Source organism: Streptomyces sp. XM83C, from assembly GCF_023072675.1.
Lineage (GTDB): Bacteria > Actinomycetota > Actinomycetes > Streptomycetales > Streptomycetaceae > Streptomyces > Streptomyces thermocoprophilus.
In genome coordinates, this window is record NZ_JALLGL010000043.1 from 1 (window position 1) to 18662 (window position 18662).

The following is an 18662-nucleotide window of genomic DNA, read 5'->3' on the forward strand; positions in this document are numbered from 1 at the left end:
CCGACGCCCCGGCCGGGTCCTCCCCCGGCCCCGCCGACCGCTCGGGCGTGCCCTTCGGCGCCTTCCTCGGCCAGATGAGGTACGTCAGCGCGATCAGCCCGTGGATGGCGACGATCCGCCCCGCCAGCGCCTGGAAGCCCCGCAGCGACGACACGTCCCCGTCGCCGCCGACGTACCAGACCGCGCCCTGGAGCAGGGCGCACGCCACCGCCGCGGCCAGCAGCGTGCGCAGCCACAGCGCGCCCTCGTACCGGGCGCGGGCCATGCCGTAGCGGGGCGGGCCCTGCGGCTTGGGCGCCCCGGACAGCCGGTGGGCGGCCCAGCCGTCGAGCCTGCTGATCGTGAAGTGGCCGTAGGCGACGGTGAAGCCGATGTAGAGCGCCGCCAGGCCGTGCTCCCAGCCCGGCTCTGTGCCGTTCTTCAGATCGACCGCGGTCACCACGAAGAGCACCAGCTCCAGCAGCGGCTCGCACAACAGCAGGACCACGCTGGTCCGCCGCCACTTCAGCAGGTAGCGCACGGCGAGACCGAGGGCCAGCAGCACCCAGAAGCCGACCTCGCAGGCGACGATCAACGCGACGATCACGGCTCGCTCCTTCCCCTTGCCTCTCCAGGCTCCCGCCGGCGGGCGGCCCGCCGCGTCGTCGGCGGTGACGAACCGCGACTACATCGAAGGATGCAGTCCGGGACCCTCCGCGAGGTGCAGGAAGAGCGGGCGCGCTCCGTGTTGGATAAGGGGCATGGCCCTGCGACTCGTCCGCCCGCACCCGTTCGACCGGTGGATCGCGCTGTGCGGACTGCTCGGCGGCCTGGCGCTGTGGGGGGTGGGGCTGACCAACCAGTCCCGGGACGCGGCGACCTCCCTGTTCGACGGGCGCTGGCCGATCCTGTTGCCGCTCGCGGTGATGGCCTGCTGCGAGCTGTTCCGGCGGTCCTCGCCGCGCGCCGCGCTGCTGGTCGGCACGCTGGCGCTGGCCGGGGACACCCTCACGCAGGGCAACCTGGCGACCGTGGTGATGTACACGGACGTGATGTACGCGTCCGTGGTGTACGGCCCGGCCGCCTCCGCCCGCCGTGTGCTGGGCGCCGCCGTGCTGGTGACCGCGCTGGCGACGCTGGTGCCGTTCGCGGTGTGGCGGGTGCCGGAAGCGCTGCTGATCGGTGTGGTCGTCGGCATCGTCGCCTTCGCACCCGCCGCCACCGGCTGGATCGTGCGCAACCACCGCGACGCCGCCGAGGCGGCCCTGCTGCGGGCCGAACAGACCGCGCTGCTCGCCGAGATGGACCGCACGCAGGCGGTCACCGCCGAGCGGGCGCGGGTGGCGCGGGAGCTGCACGACCTGGTCGCCAACCATCTGTCCGCGATCGCGATCCACTCCACGGCCGCGCTGTCCCTGGACGACCCGGCCGTCACCCGGGACGCGCTGGCCGTCATCCGGGAGAACAGCGTGGACGGGCTGGCCGAGATGCGGCGGCTGATCGGCATCCTGCGGGACGGCGCCGATGACGACGAGCCGGCCGCCGCGCCCACGCTGAAGGGTCTCGGGACGCTGATCGACGGTGCCCGCGCCAACGGGCTCGACGTCACCGTCGACGCGTCCCACGGCTCGCTGCCCGCGCCGGTGGAACTCGCGGCGTACAGGATCGTGCAGGAATCCTTGACCAACGCTCTCAAGCACTCCGGTCCCGGACAGGTCACGGTGGCGCTGACCCGCCGGGAGCGCTGCCTGACGGTCACCGTGAGCAGCCCTCTCGGCGGCCCGGACGGCCCGCGCGTGCCGGGCTCCGGCGCCGGGCTGGTCGGTATGCGGGAGCGGGCCGCGCTGCTCGGCGGCACGTTCAGCGCCGGAGCCGACGGCGACCGGTGGACCGTACGGGCCGAGCTGCCCCTGACCGAAGGAGATGCCGTATGACCGCTCCCGTGAGGGTGCTCGTCGCCGAGGACCAGTCCGCCGTACGGGCGGGACTGGTGCTGATCCTGCGCAGTGCGCCGGGAATCGAGGTGGTGGGCGAGGCCGCCGACGGCGAGGAGGCGGTGGCGCTGGCGCGGGAGCTGCGGCCGGACCTGGTGCTGATGGACGTACAGATGCCGCGGCTGGACGGGGTGTCGGCGACCCGGCGGGTGGTGTCGGAGGGGCTGGCCGATGTGCTGGTGCTGACCACGTTCGACCTGGACGAGTATGTGTTCGGGGCGCTGCGCGCGGGTGCGGCGGGGTTTCTGCTGAAGAACACGGAGGCGCGGGATCTCGTCGAGGCGGTGCGGACGGTGGCGCGCGGCGAGGGCATCGTGGCGCCGGCGGTGACACGACGGCTCATCGCGGAGTTCGCGGCGCGTCCTGCGCGGGAGCCGAAGGCGGATCCGTCGGTGCTGGACGGGCTGACGCGGCGTGAGCGCGAGGTGCTGGCGTGTCTCGGGGAGGGGTTGTCGAACGCCGCTGTCGCGGAGCGGCTCGACATGGCGGAGGCGACGGTGAAAACGCACGTCAGCCGTCTGCTGGGGAAGCTGGGGCTGCGCAGCCGGGTGCAAGCGGCGGTGCTGGCGCAGGAGTTGGGGCTCTGATTCGACCCCGCCTGTCAAGTGGTCCAGACCTATTGACCTATGGTCCAGACCTTTCTATTCTCGCGGCACCGTGGGCATGAAGGCTCAGTCATGCCCCTGACATCCCCACAGACGAGGGAGGCGCAGCATGCGCTTCAGACACCGGGCCGCGGCGGGATTCGCGACCCTGTTGCTCCCCCTGGCCGGCGTGGTCGGACTCGCCGCCCCCGCCCAGGCCGCGACCACCGCCACCGCCACCTTCACCAAGACCAGCGACTGGGGCACCGGCTTCGGCGGCCAGTGGACCATCAAGAACACCGGCACCAGCAGCATCAGCTCCTGGACCGTGGAGTGGGACTTCCCCTCCGGCACCAAGGTCACCTCCGCCTGGGACGCCACCGTCACCAACTCCGGTGACCACTGGATCGCCAAGAACGTGGGCTGGAACGGCACCATCGCCCCTGGCGCGTCCGTGTCCTTCGGCTTCAACGGCACCGGCCCCGGCTCCCCCAGCAACTGCACCCTCAACGGCGGCAGCTGCGACGGCGGCCCGACCGTCCCCGGCGACAACCCGCCCTCCGCGCCCGGCACGCCCACCGCCTCGGACGTCACCGACACCTCGGTGAAGCTCAGCTGGGCCGCCGCCACCGACGACCACGGCGTCAAGAACTACGACGTGCTGCGCGACGGCACCAAGGTCGCCACCGTCACCGCCACCACGTACACCGACACCGGCCTCACCGCCGGCACCGACTACTCGTACACCGTGCAGGCCCGCGACACCGCCGACCAGACCGGGCCGGTCAGCGGCGCCGTCGCCGTGCGCACCACCGGCGGCGGCAACACCGACCCCGGCCCGCAGCCCGGCTCCAAGGTCAACCTCGGCTACTTCACCGAGTGGGGCGTCTACGGCCGCAACTACCACGTCAAGAACCTGGTGACCTCCGGCTCCGCCGCCAAGATCACCCACATCAACTACGCGTTCGGCAACGTCAGGAACGGTCAATGCACCGTCGACGACACCTACGCCGCCTACGACAAGGCGTACACCGCCGACCAGTCCGTCAGCGGCCAGGCCGACACCTGGGACCAGCCGCTGCGCGGCAACTTCAACCAGCTGCGCCAGCTGAAGGCCAAGTACCCGCACATCAAGGTGCTGTACTCCTTCGGCGGCTGGACCTACTCCGGCGGCTTCGGCCAGGCCGCGGCCAACGCCGCCGCGTTCGCCAAGTCCTGCAAGAACGTCGTGGAGGACCCCCGCTGGGCCGATGTCTTCGACGGCATCGACATCGACTGGGAGTACCCCAACGCCTGCGGTCTGACCTGTGACACCTCCGGCCCGGCCGCGTTCAAGAACCTGGTGCAGGCACTGCGCGCCGAGTTCGGCCCGGACTACCTGATCACCGCGGCCATCACCGCCGACGCCAGCGACGGCGGCAAGATCGACGCGGCCGACTACGGCGGCGCCGCGCAGTACCTCGACTGGTACAACGTGATGACGTACGACTACTTCGGCGCCTGGGACAAGACCGGCCCCACGGCCCCCCACTCGCCGCTGACCCCGTACACCGGCATCCCGAAGGCCGGCTTCACCGCCTCCGAGGCCATCGCCAAGCTGAAGGCGAAGGGTGTCCCGTCCGCCAAGCTGCTCCTCGGCATAGGCTTCTACGGCCGCGGCTGGACCGGCGTCACCCAGGCCGCGCCCGGCGGCACCGCCACCGGCCCCGCCCCCGGCACCTACGAGGCCGGCATCGAGGACTACAAGGTCCTCAAGGGCGCCTGCCCCGCCACCGGCACCGTCGGCGGCACCGCGTACGCCCACTGCGGCACCAACTGGTGGTCGTACGACACCCCGGCCACCATCGCCACCAAGATGACCTGGGCCAAGAACCAGGGCCTGGGCGGCGCGTTCTTCTGGGAGTTCTCCGGAGACACCAGCAACGGCGAGCTGGTGAACGCCATCCACAACGGTCTCCAGTAACCGGCGAACACTGAGGCCCGCCTTCCGACGGAACCAGGAAGGCGGGCCTCGGTCATGTCCGTGGGCTCAGGCCACGTTCACCCGCTGTCCGGGCGGTGCCGCCTCCAGCCACGCCAGGAAACCGGTCAGCGCGTCCTCGCTCATCGCCAGCTCCACCCGCACGCCCCGGTGCAGACAGACCAGCACCACCGCGTCGGACAGCAGCGCCAGCTCCTCCTCGCCCTCCGGCAGCCGACGCCCCGCCACCTCGATCGAGGCGCGCTCCAGCACCCGGCGCGGGCGAGGCGCGTACGAGAACACCCGGAACCACTCCACACGGTCGCCGTTGTAGCGGGCGACACCGTACGACCAGCCCTTGCCGCTGGGGTCGGGTTTCTCCGGGACGTCCCAGCGCAGGGAACAGTCGAACGTACCGCCGGAACGCTGGATCAGTCTGCGGCGCAGACCGAACACGAACAGCCCCAGCACCACGAGGGCGACGACGATTCCGCACACAGTCAGAGCGAGGACCATCGACTACCGACCTCCTCGTCTCTCTGTGTCCAGCCTGCGCGGCAGGTAACGGAACGGAAAAAACATCCAGATCTGCCTCAGCCGCGGCCGGCTCCGGATCGCTCCGGTGCCGGCCGCGGCTGAGTAGGTCATCTTACGGGGTGACGCTCCCCGGTCAGCGCGACGCCGCCCGCAGGCGGACCTCCGCGCGCCGCTCGGCGGCGGCGTCACCCTCCGCCTTCGCCCGCTCCAGCTCTCGCTCCACGCGCTGGACGTCGATCTCGTCGGAGAGCTCGGCGACCTCGGCCAGCAGCGACAGCTTGTTGTCGGCGAACGAGATGAAACCGCCGTGCACCGCGGCGACGACGGTCCCGCCGTCGCTGGTCCGGATGGTCACCGGGCCCGACTCCAGCACACCGAGCAGCGGCTGGTGACCGGGCATGACGCCGATGTCGCCGGACGTGGTGCGCGCGACGACCAGGGTGGCCTCGCCGGACCAGACCTCTCGGTCGGCCGCGACCAGCGCGACGTGCAGCTCAGCAGCCAAGGGTGGCTCCTCGGGTCACCACCCGGCGGGGGTGCCGGGTGTGGGTTACAAGTCTAATGGGCGCGACTGAGGGGGCGGGACGTGCCCGCCCCCTCCGTCACACGGGTCACACGAGGTGCCGGCGTCAGCTGACGCCCAGCTCCTTCGCGTTCTTCTTCAGGTCCTCGAGACCACCGCACATGAAGAACGCCTGCTCGGGGAAGTGGTCGTACTCACCGTCGCAGATCGCGTTGAACGCGGCGATCGACTCGTCCAGCGGAACGTCCGAACCGTCCACGCCGGTGAACTGCTTGGCGACGTGGGTGTTCTGGGACAGGAAGCGCTCCACGCGACGGGCACGGTGGACGACGAGCTTGTCCTCCTCGCCCAGCTCGTCGATACCGAGGATCGCGATGATGTCCTGGAGGTCCTTGTACTTCTGCAGGATGTTCTTCACGCGCATGGCCGCGTTGTAGTGGTCCTGCGAGATGTAACGCGGGTCCAGGATCCGGGACGTGGAGTCCAGCGGGTCCACGGCCGGGTAGATGCCCTTCTCGGAGATCGGACGGGACAGAACCGTCGTCGCGTCGAGGTGGGCGAAGGTGGTGGCCGGCGCCGGGTCGGTCAGGTCGTCCGCGGGCACGTAGATCGCCTGCATCGAGGTGATCGAGTGACCACGCGTCGAGGTGATGCGCTCCTGGAGGAGACCCATCTCGTCGGCCAGGTTCGGCTGGTAACCCACCGCGGACGGCATACGGCCGAGCAGCGTGGAGACCTCGGAACCGGCCTGCGTGAAGCGGAAGATGTTGTCGATGAAGAACAGCACGTCCTGCTTCTGGACGTCACGGAAGTACTCGGCCATGGTCAGGCCGGCCAGCGCGACGCGCAGACGGGTCCCCGGCGGCTCGTCCATCTGACCGAAGACCAGCGCGGTCTTGTCGATGACGCCGGACTCGCTCATCTCGTCGATGAGGTCGTTGCCCTCACGGGTGCGCTCACCGACGCCCGCGAACACCGACACACCGTCGTGGTTGTTGGCGACGCGGTAGATCATCTCCTGGATCAGAACGGTCTTGCCGACGCCGGCACCACCGAACAGACCGATCTTGCCGCCCTTGACGTACGGGGTCAGCAGGTCGATGACCTTGATGCCGGTCTCGAACATCTCGGTCTTGGACTCGAGCTGGTCGAAGTTGGGCGCCTTGCGGTGGATCGGCCAGCGCTCACCGTCGTACTCGGCGTCGACGTTGAGCACCTCACCGATGGTGTTGAACACCTTGCCCTTGGTGAAGTCACCGACCGGCACGGAGATCGCGGCGCCCGTGTCGGTCACCGGGGCCTGGCGGACCAGGCCGTCGGTGGGCTGCATCGAGATCGCACGCACCAGGCCGTCGCCCAGGTGCTGCGCGACCTCGAGGGTCAGCGTCTTCTTCTCGCCCGCCTTCGCCGGGTCGCTGACCTCGACGTGCAGGGCGTTGTAGATCTCCGGAATCGCGTCGACGGGGAACTCCACGTCGACGACCGGGCCGATGACCCGCGCGACGCGGCCCGTCGCCGTGGCCGTCTCAGCAGTGGTGGTCATTAGTAGTCACTCCCCGCGGTCGCGTCGGCGAGGGCACTCGCGCCACCGACGATCTCGCTGATTTCCTGGGTGATTTCGGCCTGGCGGGCCTGGTTGGCAAGCCGGGACAGCGTCTCGATGAGCTCACCGGCGTTGTCGGTGGCCGACTTCATCGCGCGCCGCGTCGCGGCGTGCTTCGAAGCGGCCGACTGGAGCAGCGCGTTGTACACACGGCTCTCCACGTACCGCGGCAGAAGGGCGTCCAGGACGTCCTCCGCCGACGGCTCGAAGTCGTACAGGGGGAGGATCTCGCCCTTGGGGGCGGCCTCCGCCTTGACCTCGTCGAGGCTGAGCGGCAGCAGACGCGCGTCCAGTGCCGTCTGGGTCATCATCGACACGAACTCGGTGTAGACGATGTGGATCTCGTCCACGCCGCCGTCCGCCGTGTCCTTCGTGATGGCTTCGATCAGCGGCGCCGCGACCTTCTTGGCGTCCGCGTACGTGGGCTCGTCGGTGAAGCCGGTCCACGAATCCGCGATCTTGCGCTCACGGAAGTTGTAGTGGGCGACACCGCGCCGGCCGACGATGTACGTCTCGACCTGCTTGCCCTCGCGCTCGAGCCGCTCGGTGAGCTGCTCCGCCGCCTTGATGGCGTTGGAGTTGAACGCACCGGCCAGGCCGCGGTCGCTGGTCAGCAGCAGCACCGCGGACCGGGTCACCGTCTCGGCCGTGGTGGTCAGCGGGTGCTTGGTGTTCGAGCCCGTGCCGACCGCCGTGACCGCGCGGGTCAGTTCCTGCGCGTACGGCGTGGACGCCGCCACCTTGCGCTGCGCCTTGACGACGCGCGAGGCGGCGATCATCTCCATCGCCTTGGTGATCTTCTTGGTCGCGGTGACGGATCGGATGCGACGCTTGTAGACCCGGAGCTGGGCTCCCATGAGTCAGGTCCCTTCCTTACGTCACTTGGCGGCGGCCGGAGCGTCCTCGCCGAGAAGCTTGCCGTCCGAGGTCTCGAACTGCTTCTTGAATTCGGCGATCGCGTCGGCGACAGCGGTGAGGGTGTCGTCCGACATCTTGCCGCCCTCCTTGATGGAGGTCATGAGGCCCTGCTCCTTGCGGTGCAGGTACTCCAGCAGCTCCTTCTCGAAGCGGCGGATGTCGTTGACGGGGACGTCGTCCATCTTGCCGGTGGTGCCGGCCCACACGGAGACGACCTGGTCCTCGGTGGACATCGGCTGGTACTGGTCCTGCTTCAGCAGCTCGACCATGCGCTGACCGCGCTCCAGCTGCGCCTTCGAGGCGGCGTCCAGGTCGGAACCGAAGGCGGCGAACGCCTCCAGCTCACGGAACTGGGCCAGGTCGACGCGGAGACGGCCGGAGACCTGCTTCATTGCCTTGTGCTGGGCGGAACCACCGACTCGGGAGACGGAGATACCGACGTTCAGCGCGGGACGCTGACCGGCGTTGAACAGGTCCGACTCCAGGAAGCACTGGCCGTCGGTGATGGAGATGACGTTGGTCGGGATGAACGCCGAGACGTCGTTGGCCTTGGTCTCGACGATCGGCAGACCGGTCATCGAGCCGGCACCCATGTCGTCGGAGAGCTTCGCGCAGCGCTCCAGCAGACGGGAGTGCAGGTAGAAGACGTCACCCGGGTAGGCCTCGCGCCCCGGCGGGCGGCGCAGCAGCAGCGACACGGCGCGGTAGGCGTCGGCCTGCTTCGACAGGTCGTCGAAGACGATGAGGACGTGCTTGCCCTGGTACATCCAGTGCTGGCCGATGGCCGAGCCGGTGTACGGGGCGAGGTACTTGAAGCCGGCCGGGTCGGACGCGGGGGCGGCGACGATGGTCGTGTACTCCAGCGCGCCGTTCTCCTCCAGCGCGCGGCGGACCGACGCGATGGTGGAGCCCTTCTGGCCGATGGCGACGTAGATGCAGCGGACCTGCTTGTTCGGGTCGCCCGAGCGCCAGTTGTCGCGCTGGTTGATGATCGTGTCGACGGCCAGGGCGGTCTTGCCCGTCTGGCGGTCACCGATGATCAGCTGACGCTGACCACGGCCGATCGGGGTCATCGCGTCGACGGCCTTGTAGCCGGTCTCCATCGGCTCGTGCACCGACTTGCGCTGCATGACCGTGGGGGCCTGCAGCTCGAGGGCGCGGCGGCCGTCGGTCTCGATCTCGCCGAGGCCGTCGATCGGGTTGCCGAGCGGGTCGACGACGCGGCCGAGGTAGCCCTCGCCCACCGCGACGGACAGGACCTCACCGGTGCGGGTGACCGGCTGGCCCTCCTCGATGCCGCTGAACTCGCCGAGGACGATGGCACCGATCTCGCGCTCCTCGAGGTTGAGGGCGAGGCCGAGGGTGCCGTCCTCGAACTTCAGCAGTTCGTTGGCCATGGCCGAGGGAAGACCCTCGACCTTCGCGATGCCGTCGCCGGCAAGGGTGACCGTACCGACCTCCTCGCGCGAGGCCGCGTCCGGCTTGTACGACTGGACGAAGGTCTCCAGTGCGTCCCGGATCTCCTCCGGCCGGATCGTGAGCTCCGCCATCTGGGTTCCCTGCTCTCCTTGTTGGGCCCGAAGTTTCACTTGGGGGGTCTGGGGGCGACCCCCAGGAATCCTCTGCACGGCCCAACCAGGGCCGTAAGTACGTACTGCGTGTTCAGTTGCCGTGCCTCGTGCGAAGCGGTCAGCTCGCCATCCGGCGCTCGGCGTCCGCGATGCGGTCCGCCAGGGAGCCGTTGATGACCTCGTCCCCGACCTGCACCCGGATCCCGCCGAGGACCTCGGGGTCCACGTCGAGGTTGAGGTGCATCCGGCGGCCGTAGAGCTTCGCCAGGGCGGCGCCCAGGCGCTGCTTCTGCGGGTCGCTCAGCGGCACCGCCGACGTGACGACGGCGACCATGCGGTCCCGGCGCTCGGCCGCCAGCTTGGACAGGGACTCGAGTCCCGCTTCCAGGCTACGACCCCGCGGCGCGGTCACGAGGCGCGTGACCAGACGCTCGGTCGTCGGCTTGGCCTTGCCGCCGAGCAGGCTGCGCAGCAGCTCGCTCTTGGCCGCGGTGGTGGCGGAGCGGTCGGTCAGCGCGGCACGCAGCTCCGTGGAGGAGGAGACGACCCGGCCGAACCGGAACAGCTCGTCCTCGACGTCGTCGAGCGTGCCCGCCTTCTGGGCGGCGGTGAGGTCGGCGGTGTTCGCCAGCTCCTCCAGCGCGTCCACCAGGTCGCGCGTCTGCGACCAGCGGGAGCGCACCATCCCGGACACCAGGTCGGCGGTCTCGCCGCTGACCTGCGTACCGAGCAGACGCTGGACCAGCTGGGCCTTGGCCTCGCCGGCCTGCGCCGGGTCGGTCAGGACCCGACGCAGCGACACCTCGCGGTCGAGCAGCGCGGTGACGGCCGCCAGCTCGTCTGCGAGCTTCGCCGCGTCGACGGCCGTTGCGTCCGTCAGCGCGTCGAGACGCTCACGGGCGGCTGCCAGGGCCTCGCGGCTCGCTCCGTTCATCGCGCGGCCTCGGCCTTCTCCTCGAGCTCGTCGAGGAAGCGGTCGATGACACGGCTCTGGCGGGCGTGGTCCTCCAGGGACTCACCGACCAGCTTGCCGGCCAGCTCGGTGGCGAGCTTGCCGACGTCCTGACGCAGCGCGGACGCGGCGGCCTTGCGGTCGGCCTCGATCTGGGCGTGACCGGCGGCGACGATCTCCTCGCGCTGCCGCTGGCCCTCGGCCCGCATCTCGGCGATGAGCGCGGCACCCTGCTCCTGCGCCTCCTGGCGCAGACGCGCGGCCTCGTGCCGGGCCTCGGCGAGCTGGGCCTTGTACTGCTCAAGGACGCTCTGGGCCTCGACCTTCATGGCCTCGGCCTCTTCGATACCGCCTTCGATCGCCGCGCGGCGCTCCTCCAGAACCTTGTTGATGTTCGGAAGCAGCTTCTTCCAGAAGAAGAAGAACACGATGGCGAAGGCGATGGTGCCGACGAGCAGCTCGGGGCCCGGAGGAACGAGCGGGTTCTGCTCTTCCTCGGCCGCCAGCTGTACCAGGTTGGCGATCACATCAGTGCCTTTCGTCGATAAGTGTCAGGTGGCTAGGGCTTAGACACCGAACACGAACGGCATGACGATGCCGATGAGGGCGAGCGCCTCACAGAAGGCGAAACCGAGGATCTGGTTGGCGCGGATCAGACCGGCGGCCTCGGGCTGACGGGCGAGGGCCTGCGTGCCGTTGCCGAAGATGATGCCGACGCCGACGCCGGGGCCGATGGCCGCGAGGCCGTAGCCGATCGAACCGAGGGAGCCGGAGACCTCAGCGGCGAGCTGCACAGCGGACATGCTGTCTCTTCCTTCTCTTTGCGGACCGGTGGGGGTTGGCCACCGGACGACTGGGGGTGATTCGGGCGGGTGGTGGTCTCAGTGGTGCTCGGCGAGAGCGCCCTGGACGTAGGAGCAGGCGAGGAGCACGAAGACGTACGCCTGGACCGCCTGCACGAAAAGCTCGAAGAGGATCATGACCATGGTCATGATGAAGGAGACGCCGGCCGCCGGGATCATCCAGCTGTTCAGCAGGTACCAGGAGGCCACGGTGAACATGACCAGCATGAGGTGACCGGCGAACATGTTGGCGAAGAGCCGGACCGCGTGGGTGAAGGGGCGGACCAGCAGGTTCGAGAAGAACTCGATGACCATGACCAGCGGCAGGACCGCGCCGAGCGACTTGTCGTAGCCCGTGACGTTCTTGAAGAAGCCGACGAAGCCGTGCTTCTTGAAGGTCAGCGCGACCCAGGTGACGTAGACGACCGCGGCGAGCACGATCGGGTACGCGATGATCGACGCCACCGGGAACTGTGCCACCGGGATCACGGACCAGACGTTCATGATCCAGATGAAGAAGAACAGCGAGACCATGAGCGGGACGTACTTCTCGCCCTCCCGCTTGCCGAGGGTCTCGTAGACGATGCCGCGGCGGACGAAGTCGTAGCCGGCCTCGCCGATCATCTGGAGCTTGCCCGGCACGACCTTGGCCTTGCCGAACGCGGCCCAGAAGAAGCCGACGACGAGGACGGTGGTGATCAGGGCGAGCAGCATCACCTTGTTGAACTCGAACCCGCCGACCGTGGCGATCGGCTTGAAGAGGAACGAGTGCAGGCCCGGAGCCGGGAAGCCACAGCCATTGTCGGACAGAATGCGGCAATCCCACTCAAAGGCGAGCTGGGTCGGGTCAGCACTCACCGCGGGCTCCTTCGGCGTGACGCATAGGTTCGGCAACCTCGTTGTGTCGGCGCGGCGCGCAGCCGCGGATCGGCACCGGACTGGTGTTACGGATGTGGGGGCGGCTGGGGGACATCGAGCCTCGCGTTCGAGCAGGCGTCAGCTCGGATGCCCGCGCCCGCGATGCCGCAGTTGGCACCGGACGATAGCAGGAGTTCTCACAGCTCTTTATCCCGGCCCTACGCCTCACGTCGACGGCCCTGTCTTCTCGGGTTTGTCGCTCTTCGAGGAGTCCGGCTCGACATAGAGGATCTTGGCTTTCATGTGGGCGCGGGCCTGTGCGGCCATCCACACGACGGTCGCCACGACCAGCGCTACGGCGAATGCCTTCGGGTTGAAGAGTGACGTGTCCTTGAAGACGGCCACGAAGACCAGGAGCAGCAGGAGCTGAGCCACGTAGAGCATCAGCCCCATGGCCTGGAAGAGCTGCGGGAGCGTTTTTGCCGTCCACTGCAGGACGTACAGGCCGATCCCCATGAAGGCGATGGCCAGCAGTGTGCCGACGCCGGCTCCCAGCGCACCCTTGCCACCGGCCACCACACCGCTGACGGCTACGGCGACCACACCGGCAGCGGCCGTGGGCACGGCGCACTGCAGAAGGTTCCGGGCGTCATTGGACGGCATGGCGGTAACTCCGCTTTTCGCAGGGGGCAGGGTGTCGTCTTGGACGAGCGTAGTCCCGGTCTGAGTGGTGCAGACCCTCACGGCCGCCGGACCGTCGCACTACGGCCCTCGGCTCTGTCCGGGTTCTCGTGAACGGTATCACAAACTATTTGATGCAGTCTTTACCTGTTGGGTGTGCTCGCTGTCACACATGAGAGTGATGGCGCACGCCTGTGCAGAATCCGCACCCTTTTGTCTGGTATAGGGGCGGTTCGTTCCCCCACGAGTTGGCAATGCTCTAGTCAGATTCTTACCTTGCCGTCAGCGCGAGGTTCCCGCTGTACGCCGGTCCGGGCGGCCCGAACGGGCCCCGAGGGCGGTAGCGCCGTTGACCGTACGAGGCGCGGCACCCGCCGGCGCGGCCTTCGTACCGCCGCCCCCCGCCGCGGTGGCTCCGGCCATCGCGGCGGGCTTCTCCACGGCCGCGGCCCGGCTCTCCGCCACCGGTGCGCTCACCTTGCGCCGCCGGTAGCGGGGCGGCACGAACCGCTCCGCCCAGCGCGGCGCCCGCGGCCGGAAGCGCGGCAGCAGGAGCAGCACCAGCCCGACCGCGCTCAGCACGACCACGCCCAGCACGATCCACATCGACGCCGAGTTCACCGAGTAGGCCAGCGTCCCGAACGCGATCAGCGCCGCCCAGAAATACATGATCAGCACGGCCCTGCTGTGCGAGTGGCCGATCTCCAGCAGCCGGTGGTGCAGATGCCCCCGGTCCGCCGCGAACGGCGACTGGCCCCGCCAGGTCCGCCGTACGATCGCCAGCACGAAGTCGGCCGTCGGCACCGCGATGATCGTCAGCGGCAGCAGCAGCGGGATGTACACCGGCACCGTCTGGTGCACGGCCTCCTTCTCCGACCCCGCGAACAGCCGCATCGCGTCCGGGTCGACCTGACCGGTCACCGACACCGCGGCCGCCGCCAGCACCAGGCCGATCAGCATCGACCCCGAGTCGCCCATGAAGATCCGCGCCGGATGCATGTTGTGCGGCAGGAACCCCACGCACATGCCGATGAGGATCGCCGAGAACAGCGTCGCCGGGGCCGCCGACTCGATGCCGTACGAGTACCAGATCCGGTACGCGTACAGGAAGAACGCCGTCGCCGCGATGCACACCATGCCCGCCGCGAGGCCGTCCAGACCGTCGACGAAGTTCACCGCGTTGATCGTGATGACGACGACCGCCACCGTCAGCAGCGTCCCCTGCCACTGCGTCAGCGCGAAGTTGCCGACGCCCGGGATCGGCAGCCACAGGATCGTCAGACCCTGCATCACCATCACACCGGCGGCGATCATCTGCCCGCCGAGCTTGATCAGCGCGTCGATCTCGAACTTGTCGTCCAGCACACCGATCAGCCAGATCAGCGCGGCACCCGACAGCAGGGCGCGCGGCTCGTTCGACTTCTCGAAGACCTCGTTCAGATTGGTGAGATGGTCCGCGACCAGCAGACCCGCGCACAGACCGAAGAACATCGCGATCCCGCCGAGCCGCGGAGTGGGCTCCCGGTGCACGTCCCGCGCCCGGATCTCCGGCATCGCCCCGGCCACGATCGCGAACTTCCGCACCGGCCCTGTCAGCAGGTACGTCACCGCGGCCGTGATGCAGAGCGTCAGCAGGTATTCACGCACGGGCTTCCCCACAGGTCTCGCTGGCCATCACAGCCCCACACACTAGCGACTGCGCCCATGTGCGACGCATATGGTGAGGGACTTCCGGGTAGCGACGATGGTTGCACGCACGCCTGTGTGCCAGGACACGCGGCGGCCTCAGCACCGCTGACCGCGCCGCCCGGGCAGGACGGGACCGCCCGATCGCGTGACGGCGACTCCGCCCGCGTACGGCGGATCAGCCCGCGGACGGCGGCGCGGGATCCGCGGTGATCAGATGCGTGTCCGTGCCGCCCGTGGTGACCGCCAGCCCCTCCGCCGTCAGCCCCGCCGCCAGCACCTGCGCGTTGTCGACCACCTGATGGGCGTACGCCTTGAACTCCGGCGTCGCCGCCTCACCGAACGCGACGGCCTTCGCCGCGATCGTGTGCATCTGCGCGCCGCCCTGCGTGAACGGGAACACCGCCCGGTCCACACGCTCCGCCAGCTCCGCGCCGCACAGGATCATGCCGCCGCGCGGCCCGCGCAGCACCTTGTGCGTCGTCGCGCACACGATGTCCGCGTACGGCACCGGGCTCGGCGCCGCCCCGCCCGCGACCAGACCGATCGGGTGCGCAGCGTCCGCGATGAGATACGCCCCGACCTCGTCCGCGACCTCCCGGAAGAACGCGTAGTCGACGTGGCGGGGGTAGGCGATGGACCCGCACACGATCGCCTTCGGCCGATGCGCCCGCGCCAGCGCACGCACCTGATCGTGATCGATCAGCCCGCTCTCCGCATCGACCCCGTACCCCACGAAGTCGAACCAGCGGCCGGAGAAGTTCGCAGGCGAACCATGCGTGAGATGCCCTCCGTACGGCAGCCCCAGCGCGAGCACCGTGTCACCGGGCCGGAGCAGCGCCGCGTACGCCGCGAGGACGGCGGACGAACCCGAGTGCGGCTGCACGTTCGCGTGCTCGGCACCGAACAGGGACTTCGCCCGGTCGATCGCGATGCGCTCGGCGACGTCGACGATCTCGCAGCCGCCGTGGTGACGGGCGCCCGGGTAGCCCTCGGCGTACTTGTTCGCCAGCGGCGAGCCCAGCGCCGCCAGCACGGCCGGGGACGTGAAGTTCTCGGCGGCGATCAGTTGCAGCGTGGTCGCCTGGCGCTGCTGCTCGCCGAGCAGGATGTCGGCCAGCTCGGGGTCCTGCCGGCGCAGGACGGCGGCCTCGGCGGTGCGGGTACGACTGACCGACATGCCTGCCTCCGGGCGACGCGTCGACGCTGACAGCACCAATGTAGGCCGGTGCCGCCCGCACGGCGCGCTGTCACCGACGCCGCGGTGAGGCCTCCCTCGCGCAGTTCCCCGCGCCCCTGTGACCACCTGCGGGCCGGTGGGGGGCTCGCGCAGTTCACCGCGCCCCTGGTGGGTTGCAGTCGCCCGTGGCGAGGAGGGGGTGTGCCGGGGGGTGCCCGCCCGCAGCGTGCGGCGAAAACGCAGGGGAAGGATCTGAGAGACAGAGCGCCGCACCGAGGACGGACACCCCCGGCGCGCCCCCGACCCACCCACCGCCAGCAGGCGCTACCGCAACCACGCACCCACAGACACAGGCCGCCGCAGGCACTCAGGGGCGCGGGGAACTGCGCGAACACCCCCCACCGGCCCGCAGGCGGAAACGATGGCCCCGCCAAAACGAGGGGCGCGGGGAACTGCGCAGAGGCGGCTCGCCGGCCCGCCGGTGGAAAGGGCTACGACGGGACGCCCGTCAGCGCCGTGACGACAGGGTCCAGGGCCTCATGGATCTCCGACCCTATCGAGCGGAAGAACGTCAGCGGCGCCCCGTACGGGTCGTACACCTCATCCGCCTCCACGGACGGCGCCAGCAACCACCCCCGCAACGCCGCCGCCGCCCGCACCAGCGCCCGCGCCCTGCGTACCAGCCCGTCCTCCAGCGGCGGCAGCGTCGCCGGGTCGATGGCCCGCACCAGCCGCGTGAACTCCTTCAGGGTGAACGTCCGCAGCCCGGCCGAGTGCCCCATGGAGATGACCTGCGCCCGATGGTCCCGGGTAGCGGTCAGCACCAGGTCCGCCGTGATGACGTGCTCGTCGAGCAGCTCACGCCCCACGAACCCGGACGCGTCCGCGCCGAACTCCGCCAGCACCGTCTCCGCATGGGTCTCCATGGGCGCACCCTCGTGCCCCCACGTCCCCGCGCTCTCCACGATCAGCGGCCGTCCGAGGACGCCGAGCCGCTCGGTGACGAAGTGCCGGGTGAGGCGTTCGGTGATGGGCGAGCGGCACACGTTGCCGGTGCTGACGTGGAGGATGCGGAAGGTGTCGCGCGGCAGCCCCACGAACGTGGTGGTGATCTCCGCCGGGCTCTCCCCGACCCCCGGGCGCTCGCCGATGCCCGGGCGCTCCCCGATGCCTATGCCGCGCCCCGCTTCGGGGGCCGTCAATTCGCCACCTCGAGGTCGGGTACGACCTTCCGCAGCTCCTCCGCGGACAGGGCGCCCTCCCGCAGCAGCACCGGCACGTCACGGGTGACGTCGACGATGGACGAGGGCACGATGCCGGGCGTCGGCCCGCCGTCGAGGTAGACGGAGACGGCGTCGCCGAGCATGTCCTGTGCGGCGTCGCAGTTCTCCGGCGCGGGGTGCCCGGAGAGGTTGGCGGAGGAGACCGCCATGGGGCCGACCTCGGTGAGCAGCTCGATGGCGACGGGGTGCAGCGGCATGCGCACGGCGACGGTGCCGCGGGTCTCGCCGAGGTCCCAGGTCAGGGACGGCTGGTGACGGGCGACGAGGGTGAGCGCGCCGGGCCAGAAGGCGTCGACGAGTTCCCAGGCCTTCTCGGAGAAGTCGGTGACGAGGCCGTGCAGGGTGTTCGGGGAGCCGATGAGGACGGGTGAGGGCATGCTGCGTCCGCGTCCCTTGGCCTGGAGCAGGTCGCCGACGGCCTCCTTGGAGAAGGCGTCGGCGCCGATGCCGTACAGGGTGTCCGTGGGCAGCACCACCAGTTCGCCACGGCGGACGGCGGACGCGGCTTCGCGCAGACCGGTCGCGCGGTCGGTCGCGTCGTTGGTGTCGTATCGCCGTGCCATCGCTAGCGGGCCTCCTCGTACACGTACTGCGGGGTGGTGGGGTGGGGGGCGGTCACGGCAGCGCCTTGCGGGCGGTGGCGAACCGGGGCCGGTTGTTGAGGTCGGGGTGGTCGGCCGCGTCCGCCCAGCCCTTCTCCTCGGTGAAGATCCAGGGAACCTGCCCGCCCTGGGTGTCGGCGTGTTCGACGACGACGAGCCCGCCGGGCCGCAGCAGGCGGTGGGCGGTGCGTTCCAGGCCGCGGATGAGGTCGAGGCCGTCCTCGCCGGAGAAGAGGGCGAGGTGGGGGTCGTAGTCGCGGGCCTCCGGGGCGACGTACTCCCATTCGGTGAGGGGGATGTACGGCGGGTTGGAGATGACGAGATCGACCTGGCCGTCGAGGTCGGGGAAGGCGGTCAGGGCGTCGCCCTGGCGCAGTTCGACGCGGGAGCCTTCCATGTTCTTGCGGGTCCAGTGGATGGCCTCGTCGGAGAGTTCCACCGCGTACACGCGGGAGCGGGGGACCTCCTGGGCCATGGCGAGGGCGATCGCCCCGGAGCCGGTGCACAGGTCGACGATGCAGGGTTCGACGACGTCCATGGCGCGTACGGCGTCTATGGCCCAGCCGACGACGGACTCGGTCTCCGGGCGGGGTACGAACACGCCGGGGCCGACCTGGAGTTCCAGGTAGCGGAAGAAGGCCCGCCCGGTGATGTGCTGGAGCGGCTCGCGCTGCTCGCGCCGGGCGATGACCTCCCAGTACCGGGCGTCGAAGTCGGAGTCACGCACGGTGTGGAGCTCGCCCCGCTTCACGCCGTGCACGAACGCGGCGAGTTCCTCCGCGTCGGTGCGCGGCGAGGGCACGCCGGCGTCGGCGAGCCGCTGGGTGGCCTGGGCCACCTCCGCGAGCAGCAGGTTCACGCGAGTCCTCCGGTGCTTTCGTCGTACGTCGTACGTGCCTGTCGTGCCGT

The 18662-nt window shown here is 69.9% G+C and carries 18 protein-coding genes and 1 pseudogene; 3 read left to right on the forward strand and 16 right to left on the reverse strand.

Annotated elements, in window-relative coordinates; genetic code table 11:
• Positions 1-586 (reverse strand): hypothetical protein (locus MTQ10_RS07800; protein ID WP_247463716.1); only part of this gene is annotated, 586 nt, incomplete at its 3' end.
• A 154-nt stretch (positions 587-740) separates the two neighbouring features.
• Here MTQ10_RS07800 and MTQ10_RS07805 point away from each other — a divergent pair.
• The 3 genes from MTQ10_RS07805 (at position 741) to MTQ10_RS07815 (ending at position 4520) form a co-directional block, all read left to right on the forward strand.
• Positions 741-1913, forward strand: coding sequence for a sensor histidine kinase (locus MTQ10_RS07805; RefSeq protein WP_247463719.1), 1173 nt, complete (start codon positions 741-743; stop codon positions 1911-1913).
• On the forward strand, positions 1910-2560 hold the full coding sequence (locus MTQ10_RS07810; protein WP_247463723.1) for a response regulator: 651 nt from the start codon (positions 1910-1912) through the stop codon (positions 2558-2560). Before MTQ10_RS07805 ends, MTQ10_RS07810 begins: the two co-directional genes overlap by 4 nt.
• A gap of 127 nt (positions 2561-2687) precedes the next feature.
• Complete coding sequence (locus MTQ10_RS07815) at positions 2688-4520, forward strand: glycoside hydrolase family 18 chitinase (protein ID WP_247463726.1); 1833 nt, start codon at positions 2688-2690, stop codon at positions 4518-4520.
• A 66-nt stretch (positions 4521-4586) separates the two neighbouring features.
• Here MTQ10_RS07815 and MTQ10_RS07820 read toward each other — a convergent pair whose 3' ends face one another.
• From MTQ10_RS07820 to prmC, 15 genes and pseudogenes are all read right to left on the reverse strand, one after another.
• Positions 4587-5033 carry a DUF2550 domain-containing protein gene (locus tag MTQ10_RS07820; RefSeq protein WP_247463730.1) on the reverse strand — a complete coding sequence of 149 codons (447 nt, stop codon included), beginning with the start codon at positions 5031-5033 and terminating at the stop codon, positions 4587-4589.
• A gap of 154 nt (positions 5034-5187) precedes the next feature.
• Positions 5188-5559, reverse strand: coding sequence for a F0F1 ATP synthase subunit epsilon (locus MTQ10_RS07825; RefSeq protein WP_247463733.1), 372 nt, complete (start codon positions 5557-5559; stop codon positions 5188-5190).
• Positions 5560-5683: 124 nt separating this feature from the next.
• Positions 5684-7120, reverse strand: a complete 1437-nt coding sequence (atpD, locus tag MTQ10_RS07830) for a F0F1 ATP synthase subunit beta (protein WP_247463736.1) — start codon at positions 7118-7120, stop codon at positions 5684-5686.
• Complete coding sequence (locus MTQ10_RS07835; protein WP_247463738.1) at positions 7120-8037, reverse strand: F0F1 ATP synthase subunit gamma; 918 nt, start codon at positions 8035-8037, stop codon at positions 7120-7122. The genes atpD and MTQ10_RS07835 overlap by 1 nt, the downstream gene beginning before the upstream one ends.
• A gap of 21 nt (positions 8038-8058) precedes the next feature.
• Positions 8059-9648, reverse strand: coding sequence for a F0F1 ATP synthase subunit alpha (gene atpA / locus MTQ10_RS07840; RefSeq protein WP_247463740.1), 1590 nt, complete (start codon positions 9646-9648; stop codon positions 8059-8061).
• A 139-nt stretch (positions 9649-9787) separates the two neighbouring features.
• Positions 9788-10603, reverse strand: coding sequence for a F0F1 ATP synthase subunit delta (locus MTQ10_RS07845; protein WP_247463743.1), 816 nt, complete (start codon positions 10601-10603; stop codon positions 9788-9790).
• On the reverse strand, positions 10600-11148 hold the full coding sequence (locus MTQ10_RS07850; RefSeq protein ID WP_247463747.1) for a F0F1 ATP synthase subunit B: 549 nt from the start codon (positions 11146-11148) through the stop codon (positions 10600-10602). The genes MTQ10_RS07845 and MTQ10_RS07850 overlap by 4 nt, the downstream gene beginning before the upstream one ends.
• 39 nt (positions 11149-11187) lie before the next feature.
• Positions 11188-11424, reverse strand: coding sequence for a F0F1 ATP synthase subunit C (locus tag MTQ10_RS07855; RefSeq protein ID WP_247463749.1), 237 nt, complete (start codon positions 11422-11424; stop codon positions 11188-11190).
• A 78-nt stretch (positions 11425-11502) separates the two neighbouring features.
• On the reverse strand, positions 11503-12273 hold the full coding sequence (gene atpB / locus MTQ10_RS07860; RefSeq protein WP_247463783.1) for a F0F1 ATP synthase subunit A: 771 nt from the start codon (positions 12271-12273) through the stop codon (positions 11503-11505).
• A 273-nt stretch (positions 12274-12546) separates the two neighbouring features.
• On the reverse strand, positions 12547-12984 hold the full coding sequence (locus MTQ10_RS07865) for a hypothetical protein (protein WP_247463752.1): 438 nt from the start codon (positions 12982-12984) through the stop codon (positions 12547-12549).
• A 300-nt stretch (positions 12985-13284) separates the two neighbouring features.
• Positions 13285-14649 carry an MraY family glycosyltransferase gene (locus MTQ10_RS07870; protein WP_247463755.1) on the reverse strand — a complete coding sequence of 455 codons (1365 nt, stop codon included), beginning with the start codon at positions 14647-14649 and terminating at the stop codon, positions 13285-13287.
• Positions 14650-14881: 232 nt separating this feature from the next.
• Positions 14882-15868 (reverse strand): annotated as a pseudogene (glyA, locus tag MTQ10_RS07875) (serine hydroxymethyltransferase); the annotation flags it as partial.
• A gap of 491 nt (positions 15869-16359) precedes the next feature.
• Entirely contained in the window at positions 16360-17070 is a 711-nt protein-coding gene (locus MTQ10_RS07880) for an arsenate reductase/protein-tyrosine-phosphatase family protein (protein ID WP_247463758.1), read from the reverse strand.
• On the reverse strand, positions 17067-17714 hold the full coding sequence (locus MTQ10_RS07885) for an L-threonylcarbamoyladenylate synthase (protein ID WP_247463761.1): 648 nt from the start codon (positions 17712-17714) through the stop codon (positions 17067-17069). Before MTQ10_RS07885 ends, MTQ10_RS07880 begins: the two co-directional genes overlap by 4 nt.
• A 52-nt stretch (positions 17715-17766) precedes the next feature.
• On the reverse strand, positions 17767-18612 hold the full coding sequence (gene prmC / locus MTQ10_RS07890; protein ID WP_247463764.1) for a peptide chain release factor N(5)-glutamine methyltransferase: 846 nt from the start codon (positions 18610-18612) through the stop codon (positions 17767-17769).
• Positions 18613-18662 lie beyond the last annotated feature (50 nt).